Origin of the sequence: Streptococcus sp. 27098_8_86, from assembly GCF_041432595.1 — a bacterium.
Classification (GTDB): Bacteria; Bacillota; Bacilli; order Lactobacillales; family Streptococcaceae; genus Streptococcus; species Streptococcus pneumoniae_F.
This window is the reverse complement of record NZ_JAPVZW010000002.1, coordinates 47,820-70,264: the sequence shown is the minus strand read 5'-3', so window position 1 is coordinate 70,264 and position 22,445 is coordinate 47,820. Positions and strand designations below refer to the sequence as shown.

The 22,445-nt window shown below is 40.8% G+C and carries 26 protein-coding genes, 1 pseudogene and 1 other annotated feature; of the genes and pseudogenes, 8 read left to right on the top strand and 19 right to left on the bottom strand.

The window, feature by feature from the left end; translation table 11 throughout:
* Window positions 1–31 precede the first annotated feature (31 nt).
* The 6 genes from proC to O3616_RS02155 all read right to left on the bottom strand — a co-directional run bounded on the left by proC (window position 32) and on the right by O3616_RS02155 (window position 5,570).
* Window positions 32–829 (bottom strand): pyrroline-5-carboxylate reductase, encoded by a 798-nt coding sequence (proC, locus tag O3616_RS02180; RefSeq protein WP_371637960.1) that lies wholly within the window; start codon window positions 827–829, stop codon window positions 32–34.
* 3 nt (window positions 830–832) lie between these two features.
* Window positions 833–2,095: a glutamate-5-semialdehyde dehydrogenase gene (locus O3616_RS02175; RefSeq protein ID WP_371637959.1), complete on the bottom strand. Its 1,263-nt coding sequence runs from the start codon at window positions 2,093–2,095 to the stop codon at window positions 833–835.
* Window positions 2,096–2,104: 9 nt separating this feature from the next.
* Window positions 2,105–3,214 carry a glutamate 5-kinase gene (gene proB, locus O3616_RS02170; RefSeq protein ID WP_371637958.1) on the bottom strand — a complete coding sequence of 370 codons (1,110 nt, stop codon included), beginning with the start codon at window positions 3,212–3,214 and terminating at the stop codon, window positions 2,105–2,107.
* Between the two features lie 109 nt (window positions 3,215–3,323).
* On the bottom strand, window positions 3,324–4,214 hold the full coding sequence (locus O3616_RS02165; RefSeq protein WP_371637957.1) for an RluA family pseudouridine synthase: 891 nt from the start codon (window positions 4,212–4,214) through the stop codon (window positions 3,324–3,326).
* The gene (gene lspA, locus O3616_RS02160) at window positions 4,204–4,665 is read right to left on the bottom strand and encodes a signal peptidase II (RefSeq protein ID WP_371637956.1); all 462 of its coding nucleotides are present in this window, start codon (window positions 4,663–4,665) and stop codon (window positions 4,204–4,206) included. The genes O3616_RS02165 and lspA overlap by 11 nt, the downstream gene beginning before the upstream one ends.
* Window positions 4,662–5,570: a LysR family transcriptional regulator gene (locus O3616_RS02155; protein WP_001025693.1), complete on the bottom strand. Its 909-nt coding sequence runs from the start codon at window positions 5,568–5,570 to the stop codon at window positions 4,662–4,664. The genes lspA and O3616_RS02155 overlap by 4 nt, the downstream gene beginning before the upstream one ends.
* On the opposite strand from O3616_RS02155, the pseudogene O3616_RS02150 reads away from it, so the two are divergent.
* Window positions 5,563–5,634: pseudogene (locus tag O3616_RS02150) on the top strand (AraC family transcriptional regulator); the annotation flags it as partial. The gene O3616_RS02155 and the pseudogene O3616_RS02150 overlap by 8 nt on opposite strands.
* A 166-nt stretch (window positions 5,635–5,800) precedes the next feature.
* Here the strand turns inward: O3616_RS02150 and rpmA are convergent.
* The 4 genes from rpmA to O3616_RS02130 all read right to left on the bottom strand — a co-directional run bounded on the left by rpmA (window position 5,801) and on the right by O3616_RS02130 (window position 7,764).
* On the bottom strand, window positions 5,801–6,094 hold the full coding sequence (gene rpmA / locus O3616_RS02145) for a 50S ribosomal protein L27 (protein WP_000916509.1): 294 nt from the start codon (window positions 6,092–6,094) through the stop codon (window positions 5,801–5,803).
* A gap of 16 nt (window positions 6,095–6,110) precedes the next feature.
* Window positions 6,111–6,455 carry a ribosomal-processing cysteine protease Prp gene (locus O3616_RS02140; protein ID WP_000613699.1) on the bottom strand — a complete coding sequence of 115 codons (345 nt, stop codon included), beginning with the start codon at window positions 6,453–6,455 and terminating at the stop codon, window positions 6,111–6,113.
* A gap of 15 nt (window positions 6,456–6,470) precedes the next feature.
* Window positions 6,471–6,785, bottom strand: a complete 315-nt coding sequence (gene rplU / locus O3616_RS02135) for a 50S ribosomal protein L21 (protein ID WP_000109141.1) — start codon at window positions 6,783–6,785, stop codon at window positions 6,471–6,473.
* A 36-nt stretch (window positions 6,786–6,821) separates the two neighbouring features.
* Window positions 6,822–7,001 (bottom strand) — a sequence feature (ribosomal protein L21 leader region).
* Between the two features lie 58 nt (window positions 7,002–7,059).
* Window positions 7,060–7,764, bottom strand: coding sequence for a YoaK family protein (locus O3616_RS02130; protein WP_371637955.1), 705 nt, complete (start codon window positions 7,762–7,764; stop codon window positions 7,060–7,062).
* 141 nt (window positions 7,765–7,905) lie between these two features.
* On the opposite strand from O3616_RS02130, the gene O3616_RS02125 reads away from it, so the two are divergent.
* Both O3616_RS02125 and O3616_RS02120 read left to right on the top strand, forming a co-directional pair.
* A complete protein-coding gene (locus O3616_RS02125) occupies window positions 7,906–8,883 on the top strand; it encodes a Gfo/Idh/MocA family protein (RefSeq protein ID WP_371637954.1) in 978 nt (325 codons plus the stop codon).
* Window positions 8,880–9,962 carry a DEAD/DEAH box helicase gene (locus O3616_RS02120; RefSeq protein WP_049488642.1) on the top strand — a complete coding sequence of 361 codons (1,083 nt, stop codon included), beginning with the start codon at window positions 8,880–8,882 and terminating at the stop codon, window positions 9,960–9,962. Before O3616_RS02125 ends, O3616_RS02120 begins: the two co-directional genes overlap by 4 nt.
* 173 nt (window positions 9,963–10,135) lie before the next feature.
* Here the strand turns inward: O3616_RS02120 and O3616_RS02115 are convergent, their stop codons facing one another.
* From O3616_RS02115 to glmU, 7 genes are all read right to left on the bottom strand, one after another.
* Window positions 10,136–11,899, bottom strand: coding sequence for a glycerophosphoryl diester phosphodiesterase membrane domain-containing protein (locus O3616_RS02115; RefSeq protein ID WP_371637953.1), 1,764 nt, complete (start codon window positions 11,897–11,899; stop codon window positions 10,136–10,138).
* 8 nt (window positions 11,900–11,907) lie between these two features.
* A complete protein-coding gene (locus O3616_RS02110) occupies window positions 11,908–12,498 on the bottom strand; it encodes a 3'-5' exonuclease (protein WP_371637952.1) in 591 nt (196 codons plus the stop codon).
* Between the two features lie 251 nt (window positions 12,499–12,749).
* Window positions 12,750–13,241 (bottom strand): chromosome segregation protein RocS, encoded by a 492-nt coding sequence (gene rocS, locus O3616_RS02105; protein WP_000021242.1) that lies wholly within the window; start codon window positions 13,239–13,241, stop codon window positions 12,750–12,752.
* 76 nt (window positions 13,242–13,317) lie between these two features.
* A complete protein-coding gene (locus tag O3616_RS02100; RefSeq protein WP_371637951.1) occupies window positions 13,318–14,010 on the bottom strand; it encodes a 5'-methylthioadenosine/adenosylhomocysteine nucleosidase in 693 nt (230 codons plus the stop codon).
* Window positions 14,011–14,026: 16 nt separating this feature from the next.
* Entirely contained in the window at window positions 14,027–14,338 is a 312-nt protein-coding gene (gene macP / locus O3616_RS02095; protein WP_049532083.1) for a cell wall synthase accessory phosphoprotein MacP, read from the bottom strand.
* Between the two features lie 11 nt (window positions 14,339–14,349).
* Window positions 14,350–14,895, bottom strand: a complete 546-nt coding sequence (locus tag O3616_RS02090; protein WP_371637949.1) for an NUDIX hydrolase — start codon at window positions 14,893–14,895, stop codon at window positions 14,350–14,352.
* A 9-nt stretch (window positions 14,896–14,904) separates the two neighbouring features.
* On the bottom strand, window positions 14,905–16,284 hold the full coding sequence (gene glmU, locus O3616_RS02085) for a bifunctional UDP-N-acetylglucosamine diphosphorylase/glucosamine-1-phosphate N-acetyltransferase GlmU (protein WP_371637948.1): 1,380 nt from the start codon (window positions 16,282–16,284) through the stop codon (window positions 14,905–14,907).
* A 155-nt stretch (window positions 16,285–16,439) separates the two neighbouring features.
* Between glmU and O3616_RS02080 the strand changes: the two genes are divergently transcribed.
* The 5 genes from O3616_RS02080 to lysS all read left to right on the top strand — a co-directional run bounded on the left by O3616_RS02080 (window position 16,440) and on the right by lysS (window position 20,905).
* A complete protein-coding gene (locus tag O3616_RS02080) occupies window positions 16,440–17,240 on the top strand; it encodes a glycoside hydrolase family 25 protein (RefSeq protein WP_371637947.1) in 801 nt (266 codons plus the stop codon).
* Window positions 17,241–17,334: 94 nt separating this feature from the next.
* A complete protein-coding gene (locus O3616_RS02075; RefSeq protein WP_049552079.1) occupies window positions 17,335–18,177 on the top strand; it encodes a DUF368 domain-containing protein in 843 nt (280 codons plus the stop codon).
* Entirely contained in the window at window positions 18,177–18,662 is a 486-nt protein-coding gene (locus O3616_RS02070; RefSeq protein ID WP_371637946.1) for an aminoacyl-tRNA deacylase, read from the top strand. Before O3616_RS02075 ends, O3616_RS02070 begins: the two co-directional genes overlap by 1 nt.
* Window positions 18,659–19,276, top strand: coding sequence for a histidine phosphatase family protein (locus O3616_RS02065; RefSeq protein WP_371637945.1), 618 nt, complete (start codon window positions 18,659–18,661; stop codon window positions 19,274–19,276). The genes O3616_RS02070 and O3616_RS02065 overlap by 4 nt, the downstream gene beginning before the upstream one ends.
* 138 nt (window positions 19,277–19,414) lie before the next feature.
* On the top strand, window positions 19,415–20,905 hold the full coding sequence (gene lysS, locus O3616_RS02060) for a lysine--tRNA ligase (RefSeq protein WP_000102451.1): 1,491 nt from the start codon (window positions 19,415–19,417) through the stop codon (window positions 20,903–20,905).
* A gap of 61 nt (window positions 20,906–20,966) precedes the next feature.
* Here the strand turns inward: lysS and O3616_RS02055 are convergent, their stop codons facing one another.
* Both O3616_RS02055 and O3616_RS02050 read right to left on the bottom strand, forming a co-directional pair.
* Complete coding sequence (locus O3616_RS02055; RefSeq protein WP_049487114.1) at window positions 20,967–21,806, bottom strand: amino acid ABC transporter substrate-binding protein; 840 nt, start codon at window positions 21,804–21,806, stop codon at window positions 20,967–20,969.
* 9 nt (window positions 21,807–21,815) lie between these two features.
* Window positions 21,816–22,445: an amino acid ABC transporter ATP-binding protein gene (locus O3616_RS02050; RefSeq protein ID WP_049487113.1), complete on the bottom strand. Its 630-nt coding sequence runs from the start codon at window positions 22,443–22,445 to the stop codon at window positions 21,816–21,818.

Genomic DNA, 22,445 nt, shown 5'->3' with positions numbered 1-22,445 from the left:
CCACCATAAAAGAGGCAGACAAAGCCACCTCTTATTTACCTAATTCTTGTGTTCGTTTGTAGGCTTGACCAACTGCATCCATGACTGTTCCTCGAAAAGCATGCGCTTCTAGACTCGCTACACCAGCGATAGTCGAACCGCCTGGGCTGCAGACTTGGTCTTTCAATACTCCAGGATGCTCTTGGCTTTCTAGGACCAATTGACCAGCTCCTACCACAGTTTGAGCCGCCATTTTCAATGCTGTCTCTCGTGGCAATCCAGTCTGAACACCTGCATCTGCCAAGGCCTCAATAAAGAGATAGACAAAGGCTGGTCCACAGCCTGCAAGACCTGTCGCTGCGTCGATTAAGCCTTCTCCTAGTTCAACCAATAGACCAGCCTTATTTAAAAGCTGACAAAAGAGCTCACTGTCCTCAACCCTGCAATTAGGAGACAAGGCATAACTAATCACTCCTTGTCCGATAGAAGCAGGGGTATTTGGCATCATACGAATAATTCGGTGTTGACTTGGGATAAGACTTGCTAGTTTTTCTAAAGTCAATCCAGCTGCCATGGAGATCAAAAGAAGACTCTCTCGTTTTTCAAGAATGGTCTGGTATTGAGAAAGCAGTTCAGAAAACTGAGCAGGCTTAACTCCTAGAAAAATCACATCTGCTTCTGCGAAGATTTCATCATTGCTAGAAGCCTGACCGCCAAAGTCGGCGATGAAAGCATCCACCTTGGCTTGACTACGATTGGCAAGGAGAAGGTCATCACACGTCTTGGCCTGCAAAACAGCCTTGGCCAAACTAGCTCCCATATTCCCCAAACCGATAAATCCAATCTTCATCTCTTACTCCCTTATCTGTCCGTCACCAGTAACCACATACTTGTAGCTAGTCAACTCCTTCAAGCCCATTGGACCACGCGCGTGCAGTTTCTGAGTAGAAATCCCCATCTCACAGCCAAGACCAAACTGGCCTCCATCAGTGAAACGTGTTGAAGCATTGACATAAACCGCTGCAGAGTCCACTTGATTTGTAAAGTAAGCCGCAGCTTCAGCATTTTCTGTCAAAATGGCGTCCGAATGATGGGTGCTATGAGCTTCAATATGCTCAACCGCTTCTTCTAAACTACTCACAACCTTAACAGCAAGGACATAGTCTAAAAACTCGGTGTCAAAGTCTTGTGCTTCAGCTGCGTGACCTGAAACAAACTGGATTGCTTGGCTATCGAGTCGGAATTGAATCGGTTCCAGTCCAGCTTCCTTACGCTCTGCAACTAGAACTTGCTCCAAGCGAGGAAGGAAGCTTGCTGCTTTGTCTTCATGAACAAGTAGAACTTCCATAGCATTGCAGACAGAAGGACGACTGGTTTTAGCATTGTTGATGATAGACAGAGCCTTGTCTTCATCTGCATCCTTATCCACATAGATATGGACAATCCCAGTCCCGGTCTCGATAACTGGTACAATCGCATTCTCAACCACCGCATTAATCAAGCCAGCCCCTCCACGAGGAATGAGAAGGTCTAGATAGCCCTTTGCCTTCATCATGGCATAGCTACTTTCACGGCTAGTATCTTCCACCAGTTGAATCACATCAGGGTGAATAGTAGTCATCTCCAAGCCCTTCTTCAAGGCTGGGACAATGGCATGGGCTGTTTGATAGGCGTCCTTACCACTACGAAGAACAACCGCATTTCCACTCTTAAGAGCTAGAGCAGCTGCGTCAGACGTCACATTTGGACGACTTTCATAGATAATACCGATAACACCCATAGCCACACGTTTCTTTGTGATAACCAAACCATTTTCAAGATGGTTGGTTTCTAAAACTTCACCGATTGGATCTGGTAAGGCAACCACTTCACGAATCCCAGTTGCCATCGCTTCTATACGACTTGCATCCAAATAAAGACGATCCAGCATCACATCTGAGATTTTACCCTTAGCAGATTCCATATCAAGGGCATTGGCTGCTAAAATCTCCTCTGTAGCAGCCACTAAGTGATCAGCCATGGCTAGCAAGGCTTGGTTTTTCACGTCTTCACTAGCTGTGTTGATTGATTTTTTAACAGCCTGTACCTGTTCAAATTGTTCTTGTGTACTTACCATAGTTTACCTCTAAAATTCTGTAAAGAGTAGTTGGATTTCAGGAGTAATGGAAATCCAGTCATCACGGTGAATCAAGACACCCTTGGCTTTTTGAGAACGCAACATATCCTCCAAAGCGGATGCACCAAATTGCACGCGCCCTTTTCCAAGTGATTTTCCACTTTCCTTATCAAATACTGTCACAATATCACCGTAAGAAAAGGCTCCTTCTGCTTCAACAATACCAGATAAGAGAAGACTCTTTCCATGTTGAGAGAGAGCTTCAGCAGCCCCTTTATCAACCCAAATAGAACCTTGACTCTGAGCATAAAAGGCCAGCCATTGTTTCTGGGTACGAAGTCCCTTCTCTTGAGCAACAAAGTAGGAACCATCCTTGGTCTCCTCAACTGCCTCAATCATGGCATCTGACTTCAAGGATGAGCAAATATAGACTGGCACACCCGACTCCGTCGCGATCGTAGCTGCTTTGATCTTAGTCAACATACCACCTGTCCCATTAGACGAGCCAGCTCCACCAGCCATATCAATAATCTCACGATTGATGGTCTCGATTCGCTCCAAGCGTTTGGCTCTTGGGTCTGAATTAGGATTTCCAGTATAAAGACCGTCTACGTCTGTCAAGAGGACCAAAAGGTCTGCTTGGACCATGGCTGCTACCTGAGCACTTAGAGTATCATTGTCCCCAACCTTGAGTTCATCAATAACGACACTGTCATTCTCATTGATGATAGGAATCGCGCCACGGCTAAGTAGAACTGACAAAGCCTGATGGGCATTTTTATAACGGCGCTTATCCACAAAATCATCCTGGGTCAGCAAGATTTGTGCAGAAACGATTTGGCGCAAGAGAAGATTGGTCGTGTATTCTTCCAACAAAAGCCCTTGTCCTACCGCTGCTGAAGCCTGTTTATCAGCAATCTTAGTCGGACGCTTCTTAAATCCTAAAGCCCCAAAACCTGCAGCAATGGCACCCGACGACACCAAAATCAATTCATGACCAGCCTCGTGCAGCATAGCCAACTGCTGGGTAATAGCCTTTACCTTACTACGTGATAAGCTTCCATCCTCATTTGTCAGAGAAGAAGTCCCCACCTTAAAGACAATCCGTTTGTATTTCATAGTCTCACTCCGATTCTTCATATCTATCCATTATAACATGAATGGCAGGAAATAGAAAAGAGTTGATAGGAAAAAGGTCGAGACAAGTCATCTCAACCTTTTATCACGTCTAATTCTTTCTCAATCTCTCCAAGGTTTCCTTAAAAACATCTGGAATATCGGCTGTAAATTCCAAAATCTCACCTGTTCTCGGATGTGTAAAACCTAAAGTCTTAGCATGAAGAAATTGTCCATGTCCTTTCAAAGTCTTGCGAGGACCATAGACATCATCCCCAGCGACTGGATGACCAATATAAGCCATGTGAACACGGATTTGATGGGTACGCCCTGTCTCCAGTTGCAACTCCACTAAACTATAATCACCAAAGCGTTCTAAGACGTGGAAACGGGTTACTGCAGGCTTTCCTTTAGCAGTCACAGCCTGTTTCTTACGGTCTTTTTCACTACGACCAATTGGTGCTTCAATCACACCACGATCATTAGGCAAATTTCCATGAACAATCGCCCAATATTTGCGGAGAGACTTTTTATCCTTGAGCTCTTGGGCAAGTGCTAGATGCGCCTCATCATTTTTAGCAATCATGAGAAGACCTGACGTATCTTTATCAATACGGTGAACAATTCCTGGACGCAGAACCCCATTGATACCCGACAAGTCCTTAATATGATACATAAGGGCATTTACCAGAGTTCCACTAATATGACCAGCACTCGGATGCACAACCATCCCCTGAGGTTTGTTAACGACAGCCACATCCTCATCTTGGTAGATGATATCTAGCGGAAGATTCTCAGGCACATACTCTAAAACCTCTGGTTCTGGCACATGGTAAGTGACGATATCGCCCTCTTGGACAGTGTATTTAGCTTTCTTGACTTGGCCATTGACCAAGACCTGGCCTGATTTGATTTGTTCATTCGCGAGACTGCGTGATAATTCTGTCAAATCCGACAAAGCTTTATCTAAACGCAGGCCACCAGTTTCAATTTTAATTTCCATTTATTTCCTCTTTTAGCATTGCAATCAATAAAATAATCACTCCAACAGTCAGATAGCTATCTGCCACATTGAAAATTGCAAAATTGATAAAGTCCACATGAAACATATCCACAACAAAGCCCTGACTGATCCTGTCAATGAAGTTTCCAAGACCACCTGCAATAATCAAGGTCAAACCCAAGACCATCCAGAATGAGTCCTCCATGTGTTTATGTAGATACCAAATGGCACCAATCACGACAACCAGAGTAATGACAGCGAATAACAACTGCTGATCTTGTAAGATAGAAAAGGCTGCCCCTCGATTTTGCAGGTAGGTCAAGCTAACGAAATTGGGAATCCAAGATCGTACTTCACCCAATGGAATTTGCTGGACGATATAGGATTTTACCAACTGATCAAGCCCAATCAAAAGCAGTACAATGACTGCCACTATTCCTCTTTTTTTCATGATTTCCTCTTCTGATCAAAATATTCTTGCATGACTTCTACAAAGAGAGTCCCAGCTTGACTCAGCTCCACTTCTTCACGTTTAACATAAACCATGCGATTATCTAGGTTATCCTTGAGACGAATAACTGTGATACCATTAACACTATCACTATCTAAAAATCCAGAACCTGTCGCATAGGCGTCCGTCCGCTCTAAAATACCATTCAAGGTAGCACGGTCTGTCACATTAAACATCTGTGAGCTAGCACTGGTATCGACAAAATTCTCTGAATAATAAAGGTACTCGTCTTTCTCTTGAGTAAAACGAACCGTTGGTAAATCAGCTAAATCCTCCATGACCAATTCCTCTTTCTGGGCTAAAGGATGCCCTTCACGAAGATAAATATGGGTATGAAAGGGAATCAATTCAATGACCTCAAGACCCAGCTTTTCAACCCGTTGCATAATCCCCTTTTTATTTTGATTATTGAGGTAGATAATCCCAATCTCACTATGCCCTTGCGCTACTTCATCTAAAATTTGAACAGTAGTTGATTCAAAAATACGGAAATTCTTATAGTCAGGATAGCGCTCTGAAAAGGCCGTAATAGTTGGTGGCAAGAAGTCATAGTGCTGACTAGCAATGGAAAATTCATCTTTTTCTTCTTCAGGATTGGCATACTGATTTTGAAAAATATCAAATCCTTTAACCAATTCTTGAGCTTTTTCATAAAATTCCATACCACGACGAGTCAAGAAAGTCCCTGAGCTGGTCCGACGGAAAATCTTAAAGCCCAACTCTTTTTCCAAATCACGAACAGAAATAGACAGACTCGGCTGGCTAACATACATCTTTTCAGCAGCTTCACGGAAAGTACCACTATTGGCAATGGCAACAACATAGCGTAATTGTTGAATGTTCATCTTCTACCCCCAACTTCTTTATCTTTTCATTATACCATATTTTAGAAGTTTTCCATCGAAGAAAAATAATGTCACTCATAAAATTCATCTACACTAAGAACGAAAAAATCATGGGTTCCAAAACAAAAAAAGAGGCTCTCCGAAATCTCGGAAAGCCTTATTTAATGCTACTTCTAGCTTCCTCGCCTTTATATTTCAAGGCTCGGGATAAAAAGGTTCACTGGACCTTTTTATTTAGCGATTGGGTAAACAGAAACTTGTTTTTTATCGCGTCCTTTACGTTCAAAGCGTACTACGCCTTCAACTTTAGCGAACAAAGTATCGTCTCCACCACGTCCAACGTTTACACCTGGGTAGATGTGTGTACCACGTTGACGGTAAAGGATTGATCCACCTGTTACAGTTTGTCCGTCAGCTGCTTTAGCTCCAAGACGTTTCGCTTGTGAATCACGTCCGTTTGATGTAGAACCTCCACCTTTTTTGTGGGCGAAAAGTTGCAAGTTGTTAAGAGTCATTTTTAACATAATGTTTTCCTCCGTGTTAGTTTTCTGTGATAACTCTGGTTTGGACGAACTCAGAAGAGTTCTCCGATAAGTTTGCCATACCTAAGAAAAATGATTCAAAGAATAACTGGGTCATTTCTCTCTGGTGTGAAGGAAGATCTTTTGGTATTTCAACCATCAGATAGCCACCTTCATCTTCGTTTAATTCTAGGATTGGTTCATAGCCTGCAAATTTCTCAATAGAATTGATAAAGTTAATGGCAAGCGTAGAAACCGATGCACACACGACATCTAAGCCGTATTCGCCACTCTCGGCGTGTCCAGTAATTTCCGCACTCCTCAGCTCGCCATCTTCGGCTCTCTCAAAGACTGCTTGTATCATGTGTTCTCCTTAAAATTAAGCGTTGATTGCGTTGATGACAACTTTTGTATATGGTTGACGGTGACCTTGTTTACGGTGGCTACCTTTTTTAGGTTTGTACTTGTAAGTAACAACTTTCTTTTGTTTTCCTTGTTTTTCAACAGTTCCAACTACAGTAGCTCCAGCAACAAGTGGAGTTCCGACAACAGTGTTTTCACCACCAACAAGAACAACTTCGTTAAAAGTAACTTCTTGACCAGCTTCAACGTTCAATTTTTCAACGTAAACTGCTTGACCAACTTCAACTTTAACTTGTTTTCCGCCAGTTTTGATAATTGCGTATGTGCTCATTATGCACCTCCTATGATTTTTATGGGTTTCCCCGAATTTTTTGTGAAGACTCGCCTAGCATCGTGGGACAAACCACTTAAAAGAAGAGCTCTAAGTATAACAAAGAATAAACTAGGAATTGAGCCGAAGACATAACTTATGTTAGGCAAGGCGACAATGACGAAGTTTAAATTTGTTATACGACGAGCAACGATGTTCGTGCGGTTGCACAGGATTGTGCATAGTCAACTCTTTAAGTATAGCATATCTCCTATTTTCTTACAAGTAATAACACCTAAAATGAAGCTTTTTCTTTTACTTTTTTTCGCCAAGAGGCAAAAAGCATGCTAATGTAAAAAATGCTCATCATAATAGGAACACCAAGAATGGTCTTTTCATGATAGAAAATCGTCAAATAGGCTGAAAAGACAACGCCAAGGACAAAACTACTAAGCAGGCTAACAAATATGAATCCTTCACGTAAAAATGGTGTGTGCTTGGTCCTAAAATAATCTCCAAAAGCTAGCATGGTCCGTTTGATATTCCCTGTCATAAAAGCGTTATTATAGGCAATACCCGACACTTCTCCAAAAGCAGTTGTCACCAATCCCATACAGAAGGCCAAGGGCGGTACTAGATAGATATTATCTACAGTCTGCGGCACAAAACCAATAATGATTGATAAGATTGCTAAAGGAAGCAATGACAGAATGGGCTTTTTCACAATTCTCAATTTTTCCTTATAAACAGTTAATAAAAAGACCCCCATCATAAAAGCTAGCAAGGTCATTACTTTCGCACTGGCATCTGACACATTCTGTTGAATGAGTCCCACTGAAAGAAAGACTACATTCCCAGTTTGTCCAGCTACAAGAGTATTCCCTCGCACAATAAACGTATAGGCATCTACATATCCTGCACAAAACGTCAAAAAAAGCGCTAGCCTCTTAGACTGACGTGATATTTTTCTTATAGGTAATAACCTCATTTTCCCTCCCATTTCATTTACTCATCTCATTATTGTACCACTTTCTTTGGAAAAGACCTAGTAGCTTATTTGAAATTTTTTCCCCTCTGTTGGATAGTCCTGTCTATCTATGTTATAATGAAAGAAGGATTTGAAATCGGAAAAGGAGTAACTATGCTTAAATTAGGTGTCATCGGAACAGGGGCTATCAGTCACCACTTCATAGAAGCAGCCCATATCAGTGGAGAATACCAGCTGGTCGCAGTCTATTCTAGAAAACTAGAAACTGCGGCAACCTTTGCTTCTCGCTATCAAGATATCCAACTCTTTAATCAATTAGAGGACTTCTTCAAGAGCTCCTTTGATGTTGTCTATATTGCTAGTCCAAACTCCTTGCATTTTGCTCAGGCAAAAGTTGCATTATCTGCTGGAAAACACGTCATTCTTGAAAAGCCAGCTGTCACTCAACCACAAGAATGGCTGGATTTGGTTCAAACAGCTGAGAAAAATCACTGTTTTATCTTCGAAGCAGCTCGTAATTACCACGAAGAAGCTTTTACTACTATCAAAAACTTTTTAGCAGACAAGCAAATTTTAGGGGCAGATTTCAACTATGCCAAGTATTCTTCCAAAATGCCGGACTTGTTAGCTGGACAGACACCAAATGTCTTTTCAGACCGTTTTGCTGGTGGAGCGCTTATGGATTTGGGGATCTATCCTCTCTACGCTGCCGTTCGTCTCTTTGGAAAAGCTCAAGACGCGACCTATCAGGCTCAACAACTTGACAATAGCATGGACCTGAATGGAGACGGAATCCTCTTATACCCTGACTTTCAAATTCATATAAAAGCTGGGAAAAATATCACTTCCAATCTTCCTTGCGAAATTTATACGACAGATGGAACCCTGACTCTCAACACCATCGAACATGTCAGCTCGGCTATTTTTACCGACCACCAAGGCAATCAAATCCAACTCCCTATCCAACAGGCTCCTCATACGATGACTGAGGAAGTCGCTGCATTTGCACACATGATCCAGCAACCAGATCTGAATCTCTACCAAACTTGGCTGGAAGATGCAAGTTCAGTTCATGAGCTACTATATACTATGCGCCAGACTGCTGGCATTAGATTTGAGGCAGAAAAATGAAAAACAAACTACCAACTGAATGGCAAGAACTAAGTGACCAACTCGGTTTCCAAGAATTCACTCCCATTCAAACCCAACTATTTGAGCCCCTTCTTGCTGGAGAAAACCTCCTAGGAGTGAGCCCAACAGGAACTGGTAAGACCCTAGCTTACCTTCTACCAAGTCTTCTCAGACTACAAAAGAAAAAAGCGCAGCAACTCTTGATTCTAGCACCAAATACGGAGCTTGCTGGACAGATTTTTGACGTATGTAAAACGTGGTCAGAAGCTATCGGCTTGACTGCCCAACTCTTCTTATCAGGTTCGAGTCAGAAACGCCAGATTGAACGTCTAAAAAAAGGACCAGAAATTCTGATTGGAACTCCTGGCCGTATCTTTGAACTCATTAAATTAAAAAAAATCAAGATGATGAATGTGGAAACCATCATTCTAGATGAATTTGACCAATTGCTCGATGATTCTCAGATACACTTTGTCGAGAAAATTACTCACTACGCACCTCGTGACCACCAACTTGTCTATATGAGTGCGACGACCAAGTTTAACAAAGAAAAAATTGCGCCTAACACACGTACCATTGATCTTTCTGACCAAAAATTGGACAACATCCAACACTTCTACATGCAGGTAGATCAACGTCACAGAGTGGATATGCTACGAAAACTGGCTCATGTGGAGGATTTCCGCGGTCTGGTCTTCTTTAACAGCCTATCAGACCTTGGAAGCGCAGAGGAAAAATTACAGTATCGGGATATCTTGGCTGTTTCCCTCGCTAGTGATGTCAATGTTAAATTTAGAAAAGTTATCTTAGAAAAGTTTAAAGACAAGCAACTAACCCTACTTCTCGCAACAGACCTTCTGGCACGTGGAATTGATATCGATAGTCTAGAATGCGTCGTAAACTTTGATGTCCCAAGAGATATCGAAACCTACACTCACCGTGCTGGACGTACTGGCCGTATGGGCAAGGAAGGTTATGTTATTACTCTCGTCACTCATCCAGAAGAAATCAAAAAACTTAAGAAGTTTACAAGTGTCCGTGAAATTGTCCTAAAAAATCAAGAACTCTATATCAAATAAGGTTGGCGAGAGCCAACCTCTGATTTAAAATAAAATCCTCAGAATACGAGTTTCTAAGGACCTTATCTCAAGACTGAGCCTAGGACAATAGTCCCTTATCTCCAAAAAAGCAACGGATTTGCCGTTGCTTTTTTGTGGTTGAGAACTATTTTGTCTCAGCCTCTTTTTGCTTACTAAAAATTAAAGAATTCCATAGCCTGTTTGAACAGTAAATCCGTATACTCTGGGTCTTCTTGGGCAATGGAAACCTGATCTTGAATCATTTCCAAGTCATCCGTTATCATGCCGTCTGCACCCAAATGAACAGATTTATCAAAGGACTCTGAACTATTGATGGTCCAAACGTACAATTTCTGATCGGTATTCCAAAGCTTGTTGACAAAATTTTCATCTAAAGTTGAATACTCCATAGTATAACCTGTGGCCTTGGTTCTTGGAAAAATACTATTATAAGGTAGGATGAAAAAGACTGGAATTTGAGTATCGTAGGCTAAAACCTGATCAATCACATGGTAGTCCAAGGATTGCATTTGGTGACCATTCTGCTTAAGAACCGTTCCATATTTTTCCATAAAGCGTTTCATCATATCTGGGCTATCTTTTCGACTGGTCTTAATCTCAATAAGAAGTTTTTGATGCAATTCATTGGCTTTATTGAGGTAGTCATCAAAACTGGACACCTTGCTATGATAACCATTTTCTGAAATATCGAGTTTGGTTAATTCTTTCAAAGTTAGATCCTGTGGATTGGCATTAACACCTGTCAGATTCTTGATATTGGCATCATGCATCATGACAAACTGGCCATCTTTCGTTTCCTGAACATCTGTCTCAACAAAGTCTGGACTTAGTTGGGCTGTCTTTTCTAAAGATTGAACTGTATTCTGCACACCATTCTTATTGGATACTCCCCTGTGAGAAATAACTAAAGGTTTATGTGCAACTGGAGCTTCCAAATAGACATACCCCTCCAGAGCGAAAAAGATGCCAGCACAGCCCATCACTCCCCATCTCATCCAGTGGTCTTTCTTTCTCCTTGGTGTGATTTCTAGTTCTTCACCTGTCAAGAAGGATACAAACTTAATAAGGAAATAGGTCAAGGCCATATAGTGGAAATTCTTGATCAAGACAAAGTTGATAATTCCTAGCACAAGAGATTCCTTATGGGTCAAACTATCCATCAGCACCTGACTTGCTAATATTGGAATGAGAAGAAGAAGAAAAAATAGGTAGGTTTTGACGATAATCCAAAGCAAGTTCCAAGTATAAAACCATGAGTGATTTTTTGTCTTCTCTAGACTGTATCTGACTGCTTCTTTGACTGTTTTCTTCTCAAACAAAAGCTGGGGTAGAGCAAACATTAATCGTACTGATATATAAAACAGAAGTAAAGCTAGAATAGTAACCACTATGCCTACTAGCCAATACTTGTCTTCCACATAATCAACGATAAAGTCCGGAATGACGATTTTATTGAGGTAATAAATCTTTAAAATCTTTCGAATCAATGGAAAGAGCATCATGACATAAAAGAAGATAAAGGCCATTTTGGAAATCGTCACTTGCCTCATAAATAGGAAACTCTGACGAAAGACCTTACGACTGTACTCCAGCAAGGTCCTTTTTTCATGGCATAATAAATGCCGAGCTCCGATAAAGAGAAGTCCTATCTGGTAATAGGCGACCAGTAAATTAACGATTACCAGAACAAATAAAGCAAGACTAACAAAGGGAGAACCTTTTATAATGGCAAAAATATTGTTGTAAGATAGAAAGAGATAACCTGTCTGACGGAGCAAAAGTCCAGCAATCCAAGAATTTGACGGTAACCAGACAAACTCAATCATCATAAAAGTCAAGAAAAATAGAAAAAGTATTTTATCTAGATTAAAGTATATCTGCTTAAAACCTAGATTTTTAGGTTTTTCAGGTTTCATAGGCACTCCTAGTCAAATAATTGAGACAAATCCAAGCCTCCAAAAGGATTGTTTGAAAGACTACTTTCTGTCTCTAACAATTCTCTAGCTTGGTCTGACTCTAGAAAGGACTCGTAAACACGCGCCGTCATACGAGCATCCTCTAAGCTATTATGAGACTGACCTTGAAATCCAAGAAACGAGGCAACGGTTTGCAATTTGAGATTGGCAATACCGTGTAAATCTGAACTACGACGTTCAAAAGCTTCATCATACAAATCCACCTTATACTGCAGGCTGTAGTCTAAACCATGCTCTGCTAGAATAGGCAAATCACTTTTAGCAGCATTGTAGCCTACCATGGGTAAAGAACCCACAAAATCTTGGAAATCTTTTATAACTTTCTCCACTGGAGGAGCATCTTTTAAGGTTTCAGCTGTAATTCCAGTCAAACCATTGATAAAACTCTTTAGAGGCACACTAGTATGGACATAGGAATCATAGGCATCGATTTCCTGACCATCTCTAAAACGCACTGCCGATACTTGAATCAAGTGTGTTTGTCCTTCATGCTGATTAAATTCTAAGTCAAAAGCAATGTAATCTTCTAATCGTTCCATTCTATACCTCTCCTATACTGTTATTTTATACTCTTCGAAAATCAAATTCAAACCACGTCAACGTCGCCTTGCCGTAGGTATATGTTACTGACTTCGTCAGTTCTATCCACAACCTCAAAACAGTGTTTTGAGCAGCCTGCGGCTAGCTTCCTAGTTTGCTCTTTGATTTTCATTGAGTATTAATTGAGCAACTATACTATTAGAAACAAAAGAAGCCATTAGGTTAGCATTTAACCTAAACAGCTCCTTGATTATCCTCCAAATAAACGAGCAAAAAAGCCTTTCTTAGTGGATTGGACTTCTTCTTTTGCTTGGTCCAGCTCTAGCTTAAGATTTTCTTGATCCTTCATGGCTTGAAGGGTCAATTGTTGCTGCTGATCGAGTTGTTTGTCTTTCTCAGCAATCTGACGGTCTTTGATACGCATCTGCTCGTCTTTTTCTGATAACTGACGATCCTTGGCTTTTAATTGTTCATAAAGACGAAGAATTTCTGCATTCTTCTCATCAACCAAAATCTCCATCAGTTCACGTTGCTTGACATCTTCGCTGACAGGCTCATCTTCAAAAATCGTTTTTTTATAGATTTCTTCTAGCTTAATCAAGCCACTTCTGGTAACGACTGTTACCCCTTTGTCATTTTTATCTGTGTCTTCTTCTGGTAATTCTTTGACACGGTTATTGATTGCTTGGCGAGATAATCCTAAGACCTCTGCAATCTCACTGACGGTCATTTCAATACTCATAATATCCTCTGAAACGTTTTCTAGCTTTTCTTTACTTAAATCTTATCATAAGCTAGAAAAACTGTCAAATTTCCGCTTAATCTAAAGCCTTCAAAAAGGCTAATAAGACTTGGGCAGAGCGACGTCCAGCTTCGATAATAAACTCATCAAAAGAGATGTTTGCTTCATGGTTGGCATTGTCACTCATAGCTCGAATAACTAAAACTGGAAGATTAAGGGCATGCGCTGCCTGAGCAATAGCTGCCCCCTCCATCTCAACAGCTAAAACTTCTGGGAAATGGGACTTAATCGCTTCTATCTTATCATTTCCTGCAACAAAACTATCTCCTGTAGCAATCAAACCAAGATGCCAGTTTTGGTCCAATTGAGATAAACTCTCTTGGATTTTAGCAACAAAGGTTTTATCTGATTCGAAATAAAGCGGTTGTTGCGCCATTTGTCCATAAGCATAGCCAAATGCTGTGACATCCACATCATGATAGGCTAATTTGTCAGCAATCACGACATCCCCAACAGCGATACCCTCTGCTACTGCACCAGCAGATCCCGTGTTAATCAAAGCATCCACTCGAAAATGATCAGCCAAAATCGCCACACTCATAGCAGACATGACCTTACCAATTCCACTTTCTACAAGAACGACTTCATGCGAGGCAATGGTTCCTGTGTGATAGGTATTTCCCAAAACAACTTGCTCTTGGGCATTTTCTAGATGCTGGACCAGATACGCTAGTTCTTCTGGCATAGCCGCAATAATTCCTATTTTCATTTCAATTCCTTTTCTATTACAAAAGTTTCATTGCTAAGACAAGCAAAATCAAGAGAAAGATGACAGCAAATAAGATTTTATTCAACTTAGAATTGAAGACATTTCTCTTGGTATTTTCAATGCGACGACTTTTATGAATAGACGGTTCGACCTGAATCTTCAAGGTTTCCTGGCTAAAGCCATGTCCCTTAGGATTGGCATAACCAAAACGGGAAGAAGAGGTTGGTAAAATTTTTGTCTCCTCATCATCTAGCAAAGGAGGACCTGAAATTTTTTCGCCTCTATTAGCTCTTTCAATCATTTCATCCGTTAATAAAGGTTTACCCATACTGACCTCCTCTATTTTTTGTGTAATTCCCAATACTGAACAGCCATAATTGTCTTGGCATCGCAGATATGACCTGATTGGATCAATTCCTTGGCTTCCTCTAAGCTTACTTCAAGAACTTCCAAGGTTTCATCCTCATCCTGCGGACGCGGATTTTCCACTTTCGTCAAATTGCTTGCTAGGTATAGTTTTAACTTTTCATTACAAAAGCCGATGGCTGAGTAAAAATCGTACAAGAGTTCCAATTTCCCTGTATAGGCTGTTTCTTCCTCTAATTCACGAAGGGCTGCTGCGACAGGATCTGCATTTTCTCCTACTTCCAACTTTCCGGCTGGAATTTCGTAAGAGATAGCCTCGATAGCTTTGCGATACTGCTTGACCAAGATGAGTTTTTGTTTATCCGTTACGGCTAAAACACAGACAGCTCCATTATGGAAAATCAAATCCCGTTGGGCAGTTCCTTTACCTTCTGGTAATTCAACCTGATCTTGGACTAGTTTAAATATTGGTCCTTGATAGATTTCTTTTCGGCTAAGCGTTTTTTCTTCAAATTCCATGATAGGCTCCTACTGATTCTTAGGATGATGAGGAAGGCGTGTTGCATATTCGTCTTTGTTGACCTGACGACCACGACCAATAGCAATAGCATCCGCTGGCACGTCTTTGGTAATAGTTGAACCAGCTCCAACGAGGGAATTGTCACCAAGTTCTACTGGCGCAATAATGGTTGAATTTGAACCAACAAAGACATTGTTGCCGATAACTGTCTTGTATTTGTTTTTGCCGTCATAGTTGACTGTAATGGTTCCAGCACCAAAATTAACCTTGCTACCCACTTCACAGTTTCCGATATAAGTCAAATGACCAGCCTTAGTATTTTCGCCGATAGAAGAACCTTTCACCTCAACAAAGTTACCAATATGAACTTGGGCACCCAGACTTGAACCTGGACGAATGTGGGCATAAGGACCGACTGTCACACCGTCTGCAACACTACTTTCCTCAATCATAGAGTTGGTAATAACAGCTCCTGCTCCGATAGTGCTATCCACTATATACGTTCCATTTGTCAAAACAGTCTCAGCACCAATTTTCGTTTGCCCTTTCAAGGTAACATTGGCTTCGATTTGAACTTCAGGAGCAATCTCAACATCAATATCGATATAAGTTGCTTCTGGGTTGACAAAGCTGACCCCATTGACCATGTGTTTATGATTGATGCGACGACGCATAACTGACTCAGCAGTCGCAAGAGCCACACGGTCGTTTACACCAAGACTCTCATCAAAATCTTTTAACGTATAAGCGCCAACTTTTTCACCAGCTTCACGGAAAATGCCAATGACATCTGTAATATAGTATTCACCTTGAGCGTTATTGGTATTGATATTTTTCAAAGCCTCAAACAAACGCTCGTTATCAAAAACATATGTTCCAGTATTGATTTCCTTGATTTGTTTCTCAAAATCTGTAGCATCCTTCTGCTCCACAATGCGAAGAACTTCAGCATTGTCATTACGTACAATTCGTCCATAGCCAAAAGGATTATCTGTTTCAGCAGTCAAGATAGTAGCCACATTTTTATGATTGATGTGGAAATCAATCAAGTTTTTCAAGCTTTCACCTGTGATTAAAGGAGTATCTCCTGCGATGACCAAGGTGTGACCTGACAAACCTTCCAAAATTGGCTCTGTCATCATAACCGCATGACCAGTCCCTAACTGTTCAGATTGAGTCACAAATTCTGTCTGTCCAGCCAAGACCTCTTCAACCAATTCTGCCTTGTGTCCGACAACTGTGACTGTCTTTTCAGGTTGGATAGCTCCCACACTACGGAAAACATGTTCTAGCATAGAAATACCCGCAACCTTGTGCAAAACTTTTGGCAAATCCGATTTCATGCGAGTTCCTTTACCCGCTGCTAAAATAATGGCATAATTTGACATAATCTTCTCTTTTCTCTAGAAATTCTCTTTTATTATACCATATTTCAAATCATTCCGCGCTCTTGAATGAAAAAATGCTCTAAAGTCCTCTATTAACCCATTTTTTGAGTATTTTTTTTTGATTTTTTTTCATTTATAAGGTAAAATTATAAGATATGAGAAAGAAAATTAATCCGCTTATTTTGTTTGGTTTTTTTGGGATTATGATTTTCATTTTAATCCTAAATCGCCCTCGTTTTGAGGACCATCCTGTAAAAACAAAGTCAAATATCGCGCAAGTAGAATCGCAAGCGCTACATAATATAGATAAACCGGTGATTGATGTTTCTGGTTGGCAACGACCTGAGGAAATTAATTACGATACTCTCTCCCAAAACATTTCAGGAGCTATTGTTCGCGTCCATAGTGGCGCTCAGTCTTCAAAAGAGAATGATGCTTCCTTTGTTAATGGGGTAGACAAGGCCTTTAAAAACCATATTACCGAGTTTCAAAAACGAAATGTCCCAGTTGGGGTCTATGCCTATGTAGCTGGAAAAAGTATCCAAGAAATGGAAAAGGCTGCTGAAAGTTTTTATAATTCCGCATCGCCATACAGCCCTAGCTACTATTGGCTAGATGTGGAAGAAAAAACCATGTCCAATATGAACGAAGGTGTTGAAGCCTTTCGTGCAAAACTAGAATCACTAGGTGCTAAAAATATCGGAATCTACGTTGGGGTCTATTTCATGGAAGAACACAGTATTGATACTGACAAGTTTACGTCTGTGTGGATTCCTTCCTATGGTTCTGACTCAGGATTTTACGAGGCAACTCCTAAGACTGATATAGATTATGACATTCACCAGTACACCTCTAAAGGAAAAATTGCTGGCTTTGACCACGATTTGGATATCAACGTCATCTCTTCTTTAAAAAATAAAGAAGAAACCTTTAGAAAACTCTTTTTAAAACCTTAAAAGCATTTGTTTCTCATTTGCTTTTTCTTTTTGTTTTAGATTGTGATACAATATAGTAAGGATTTTTTGAAATAGAAATAGTTGGAGGAAAAATATGCTCTCATGGTTAGCACGCGTTATTAAAGGGATTGTCATTGCTCTTGGATTTATTCTACCGGGAATTTCCGGAGGGGTTTTAGCAGCAATCTTAGGTATTTATGAACGAATGATTGGCTTTCTGGCTCATCCCTTTAAAGACTTTAAAGAAAATGTTTTGTACTTTATTCCAGTTGCCATTGGTATGCTTCTGGGAATCGGCTTATTTTCCTACCCGATTGAATACCTGCTTGAAAATTATCAGGTCTTTGTCTTATGGAGCTTTGCAGGAGCTATCATTGGTACAGTTCCTAGCCTCCTCAAAGAATCAACTCGAGAATCTGATCGAGACAAGATTGATTTAGTCTGGTTCTGGATAACCTTTATCATTTCTGGATTAGGACTCTATGCCTTAAATTTTGTCGTTGGAACCTTGAGCGCCAGCTTTCTTAATTTCGTCCTAGCTGGTACACTGCTGGCTCTTGGCGTATTAGTTCCTGGCCTCAGTCCATCAAACCTACTTTTGATTTTGGGACTCTATGCTCCTATGTTGACTGGTTTTAAAACCTTTGACCTCTTGGGAACCTTCTTCCCGATTGGAATCGGTGCAGGTGCAACTCTCATCATTTTTTCAAAATTGATGGATTATGCCTTAAACAACTACCACTCACGTGTCTATCATTTCATCATCGGTATCGTCCTTTCAAGTACCCTTTTAATCTTGATCCCAAATGCAGGAAATGCTGAAAGTATCCAGTACACCGGTATTTCTCTTGTTGGGTATGTCATCATTGCCTTCTTCTTTGCACTGGGAATCTGGCTTGGTATTTGGATGAGCCAATTGGAGGATAAGTATAAATAATGGCAAAAAAAGTTAAAATCAAAAAAACATTGGTGGAACAAATCCTGTCTAAAGCAGGTATCCCACATCAGGGGATTCAAATCAATGCCCTGGAAGGAGAGCTTCCTCAAGGTTATGAACGAAATCAGATTTTCAAAACCTTGGCGCTTTTGGGAGATAAAACAGGACCAATTATCGGAATTGTCCCTATCACTCAACATTTGTCTGAAAAGAAACTAGCCAAAATTTCTGGCAATAAAAAAGTGAGCATGATTCCACAAAAGGACTTGGAAAAAACAACTGGTTACATTCATGGAGCCAATAATCCTGTCGGAATTCGTCAGAAACACAATTATCCCATTTTTATCGATAAGATCGCTCTAGACTTGGATCAAATGATTGTCTCTGCTGGAGAAGTTGGTCACAGCATTATCGTCGCTCCACAAGACTTGGCTAACTTTGTAAAAGCTGACTTTGCAGATATCTTGGAGGGTAGCCAAGAATGAAACTCTACTTTGTCCGCCACGGTCGTACCCTCTGGAACCAAGAAGGACGCTTTCAAGGTGCTAGTGGAGATTCTCCCCTTCTTCCTGAATCCATTGACACCCTAAAACGACTAGGCCAGTATCTCAAGGAAATTCCTTTTGATCAGATTTATTCAAGTGATTTACCTCGAGCGATCAAATCTGCCGAGATTATCCAAAGTCAACTCCAGACCCCCTGTCCTTTAGAAAGTGTCCCTAATCTCCGTGAATGGCAACTTGGGAAGTTGGAAGGTTTGAAAATCGCAACCTTGGAAGCTATTTACCCGCAACAAATCAAAGCTTTTCGATCTAATCTTGCTCAATTTGACACTCAAATGTTCGGAGCCGAATCCCTCTATAGCACCACGCAACGGACCATCCAATTTATCAAATCATTAAAAGATAGTCCAGCTGAGCGTATTCTAATTGTCGGTCACGGCGCCAATCTTACTGCCAGCCTTCGCACACTTCTAGGTTATAAAGAACCCCTTCTTCGTAAAGATGGCGGCCTAGCAAATGCCAGCCTAACCATTCTAGAAACCTATGATTTTGAAACATTCACTCTCGATACTTGGAATGATACTTCCTATCAATAACAGAACTTGATTTTAGCGTCAAGTTCTTTTTAGTTTTTAAAGATTATCCGTGAATTTCTTGTCTTTTTATGATAAAATGGGAGTATCGCAAAAAAATGACTCATCGTATTCAATTTTGAGTAAAACTAGGAGGATCCCATGTCAACAGAACATATGGAAGAACTAAATGACCAGCAGATCGTTCGCCGTGAAAAAATGGCTGCGCTCCGTGAACAAGGAATCGATCCTTTCGGAAAACGTTTTGAACGCACTGCAAATTCACAAGAATTAAAAGATAAATATGCTGACCTCGATAAAGAACAATTACACGATAAAAATGAAACAGCTACTATCGCAGGACGCTTGGTAACCAAACGTGGTAAAGGTAAAGTAGGTTTTGCCCACCTTCAAGACCGCGAAGGGCAGATTCAAATCTACGTTCGTAAGGATGCTGTCGGTGAAGAAAACTACGAAATCTTCAAAAAAGCAGACCTTGGTGACTTCCTTGGTGTCGAAGGTGAAGTGATGCGTACAGATATGGGAGAACTCTCTATCAAGGCTACTCACATCACACACTTGTCTAAAGCACTTCGCCCACTTCCTGAGAAATTCCACGGTTTGACAGACGTTGAAACAATTTACCGTAAACGTTACCTTGACTTGATTTCTAACCGTGAAAGCTTTGAACGCTTTGTCACTCGTTCCAAAATCATTTCTGAAATCCGTCGTTACCTTGATCAAAAAGGTTTCCTTGAAGTGGAAACACCTGTTCTTCACAACGAAGCTGGTGGTGCGGCGGCCCGTCCATTTATCACCCACCACAATGCCCAAAACATTGACATGGTGCTTCGTATCGCGACTGAGCTTCACTTGAAACGCCTTATCGTCGGTGGTATGGAACGCGTCTATGAAATCGGACGTATCTTCCGTAATGAAGGAATGGATGCTACTCATAACCCTGAGTTTACTTCTATCGAAGTTTACCAAGCTTATGCAGACTTCCAAGACATCATGGACTTGACTGAAGGTATTATCCAACACGCTGCTAAATCAGTTAAAGGTGATGGTCCAGTCAACTATCAAGGTACTGAAATCAAGATTAACGAACCATTTAAACGTGTTCACATGGTTGATGCTATCAAAGAAATTACTGGTGTCGATTTCTGGCAAGACATGACTTTGGAAGAAGCCAAAGCTATCGCTGCTGAGAAGAAAGTTCCAGTTGAGAAACATTACACTGAAGTTGGCCACATCATCAATGCTTTCTTTGAAGAGTTTGTTGAAGAAACCTTGATCCAACCGACCTTTGTCTACGGACATCCAGTAGCTGTATCTCCACTAGCTAAGAAGAATCCTGAAGACGAACGCTTTACTGACCGTTTCGAACTCTTCATCATGACCAAAGAGTACGGAAATGCCTTTACTGAATTGAACGACCCAATCGACCAACTTAGCCGTTTTGAAGCCCAAGCTAAAGCCAAAGAACTTGGTGACGATGAAGCGACAGGCATCGACTACGACTACATTGAGGCTCTTGAATATGGTATGCCTCCAACAGGTGGTTTGGGAATCGGTATCGACCGTCTCTGCATGCTCCTAACTGATACAACCACTATCCGTGATGTATTGCTCTTCCCAACAATGAAATAAACTCTTATCCTCTGGTACTTGCCAGAGGATTTTTTGATGCAAAAAGAGACTGAGGAAAAACTCAATCTCCACTTTTCACTTCTTTTGTTGCCACATCTTCTCCAAACCATTTCTGGCTGATTTCCTGGAACTTTCCTTCTTGATATAGTTCAATAAAGGATTGGTTTAATGCTGTTAATAATCTTTTATCAGCTGCTCTAACTCCAACAGCAAAAGATTCACTTTCAAATCCAGCTGAAAAGACATTGTAATCATTTAATATCCCCTCAGACTGGAGGTAATAATTAGCATACACTCGGTCAATCAACAAAGCATCAATCCGATCATTTTTCAAATCAATTAAGGCTTCATTGAAACTCTGGTATTGATTGGCCTTCTGGTCTTTAACACGATTTTTCAGTAAGTCTGGCTGAGCTTCAAAGTCTAAATAACCAGAGGAACCTGCTTGAGCTCCCAAGGTCTTATCCTTCATATCCTCTACTGAACGAATTTGCTTGCTTTTCTTCGTAACTAGTACTTGCTGATTTTCCATATAAGGAATACTAAAGGCAACTTTTTCTCGGCGTTCATCAGTCGCAGAATAGCCATTCCAAATGGCATCTATGGTTCCATTTTGCAGTTCTGTCTCCTTCATATCCCAGTCGATTGGCTGAAATTGAACCTTAAAACCTAATTTTTCAGAGACAGCCTCTGCTAAGTCAATATCAAATCCTGTATATTGACCATTCATTTCTTCAAATCCCATAGGTACGAAGGTATTATCAAAACCAATGGTTATACTCCCCTGCTCTTGATACTTATCCCAGTTATCCTGCTTTGGATCACTAGCCTTCTGAGTACAGGCTGTTAAGAAGAGAGTCAGGAGAGAAACCAATACTAAAGCAATTTTCTTATTAGTCATTGGCACCTCCTACTTGGGTTCAACCTTGAGAATCTGATCTGCGATATTTTCAGCAAACTGAAAATCATGGGTAACCACAATCTGGGTCATGCCAAGTTCCCTATTTTGCAAGATCAGTTTTTCCACTTCCAAGCGTAATTCAGGATCTAGGGCAGAAGTTGGTTCATCGTAGCCAATGATTTCTGGGTCAATCATCATAGCACGCGCCAAGGCCACCCTTTGCTTTTGCCCACCTGATAGTGAGAAGGGATAAGCATCTGCATGTCCTGCCAGTCCTAATTGTTCCAAAAGCCTTCGCGCCTTCTTATCAGCCTCTTGCTGCTTCATCCCCATTGTTTTCACAGGTGATAAGGTCAAATTGTCTAAAACTGATAAATGAGGGAACAGTTGAAAATCTTGGAAAACAAATCCCAGTAGATTGCGCTTCTCCAGTTCATCTAGTTCTAAAGGTTTTCCATTATAAAAAATTTCCCCTGAATCAATGGTTTCAAGACCTGCGAGCATGCGTAAGAGAGTTGTCTTACCTCCACCAGAAGGCCCAACGATAGCCAGGATTTGCTTTTCAGGAATTTTTAGACTGAAATTAGATAAAATTTGCTTTTCACCAAAGCCCTTATTGATATTTCGTAATTCTAACAT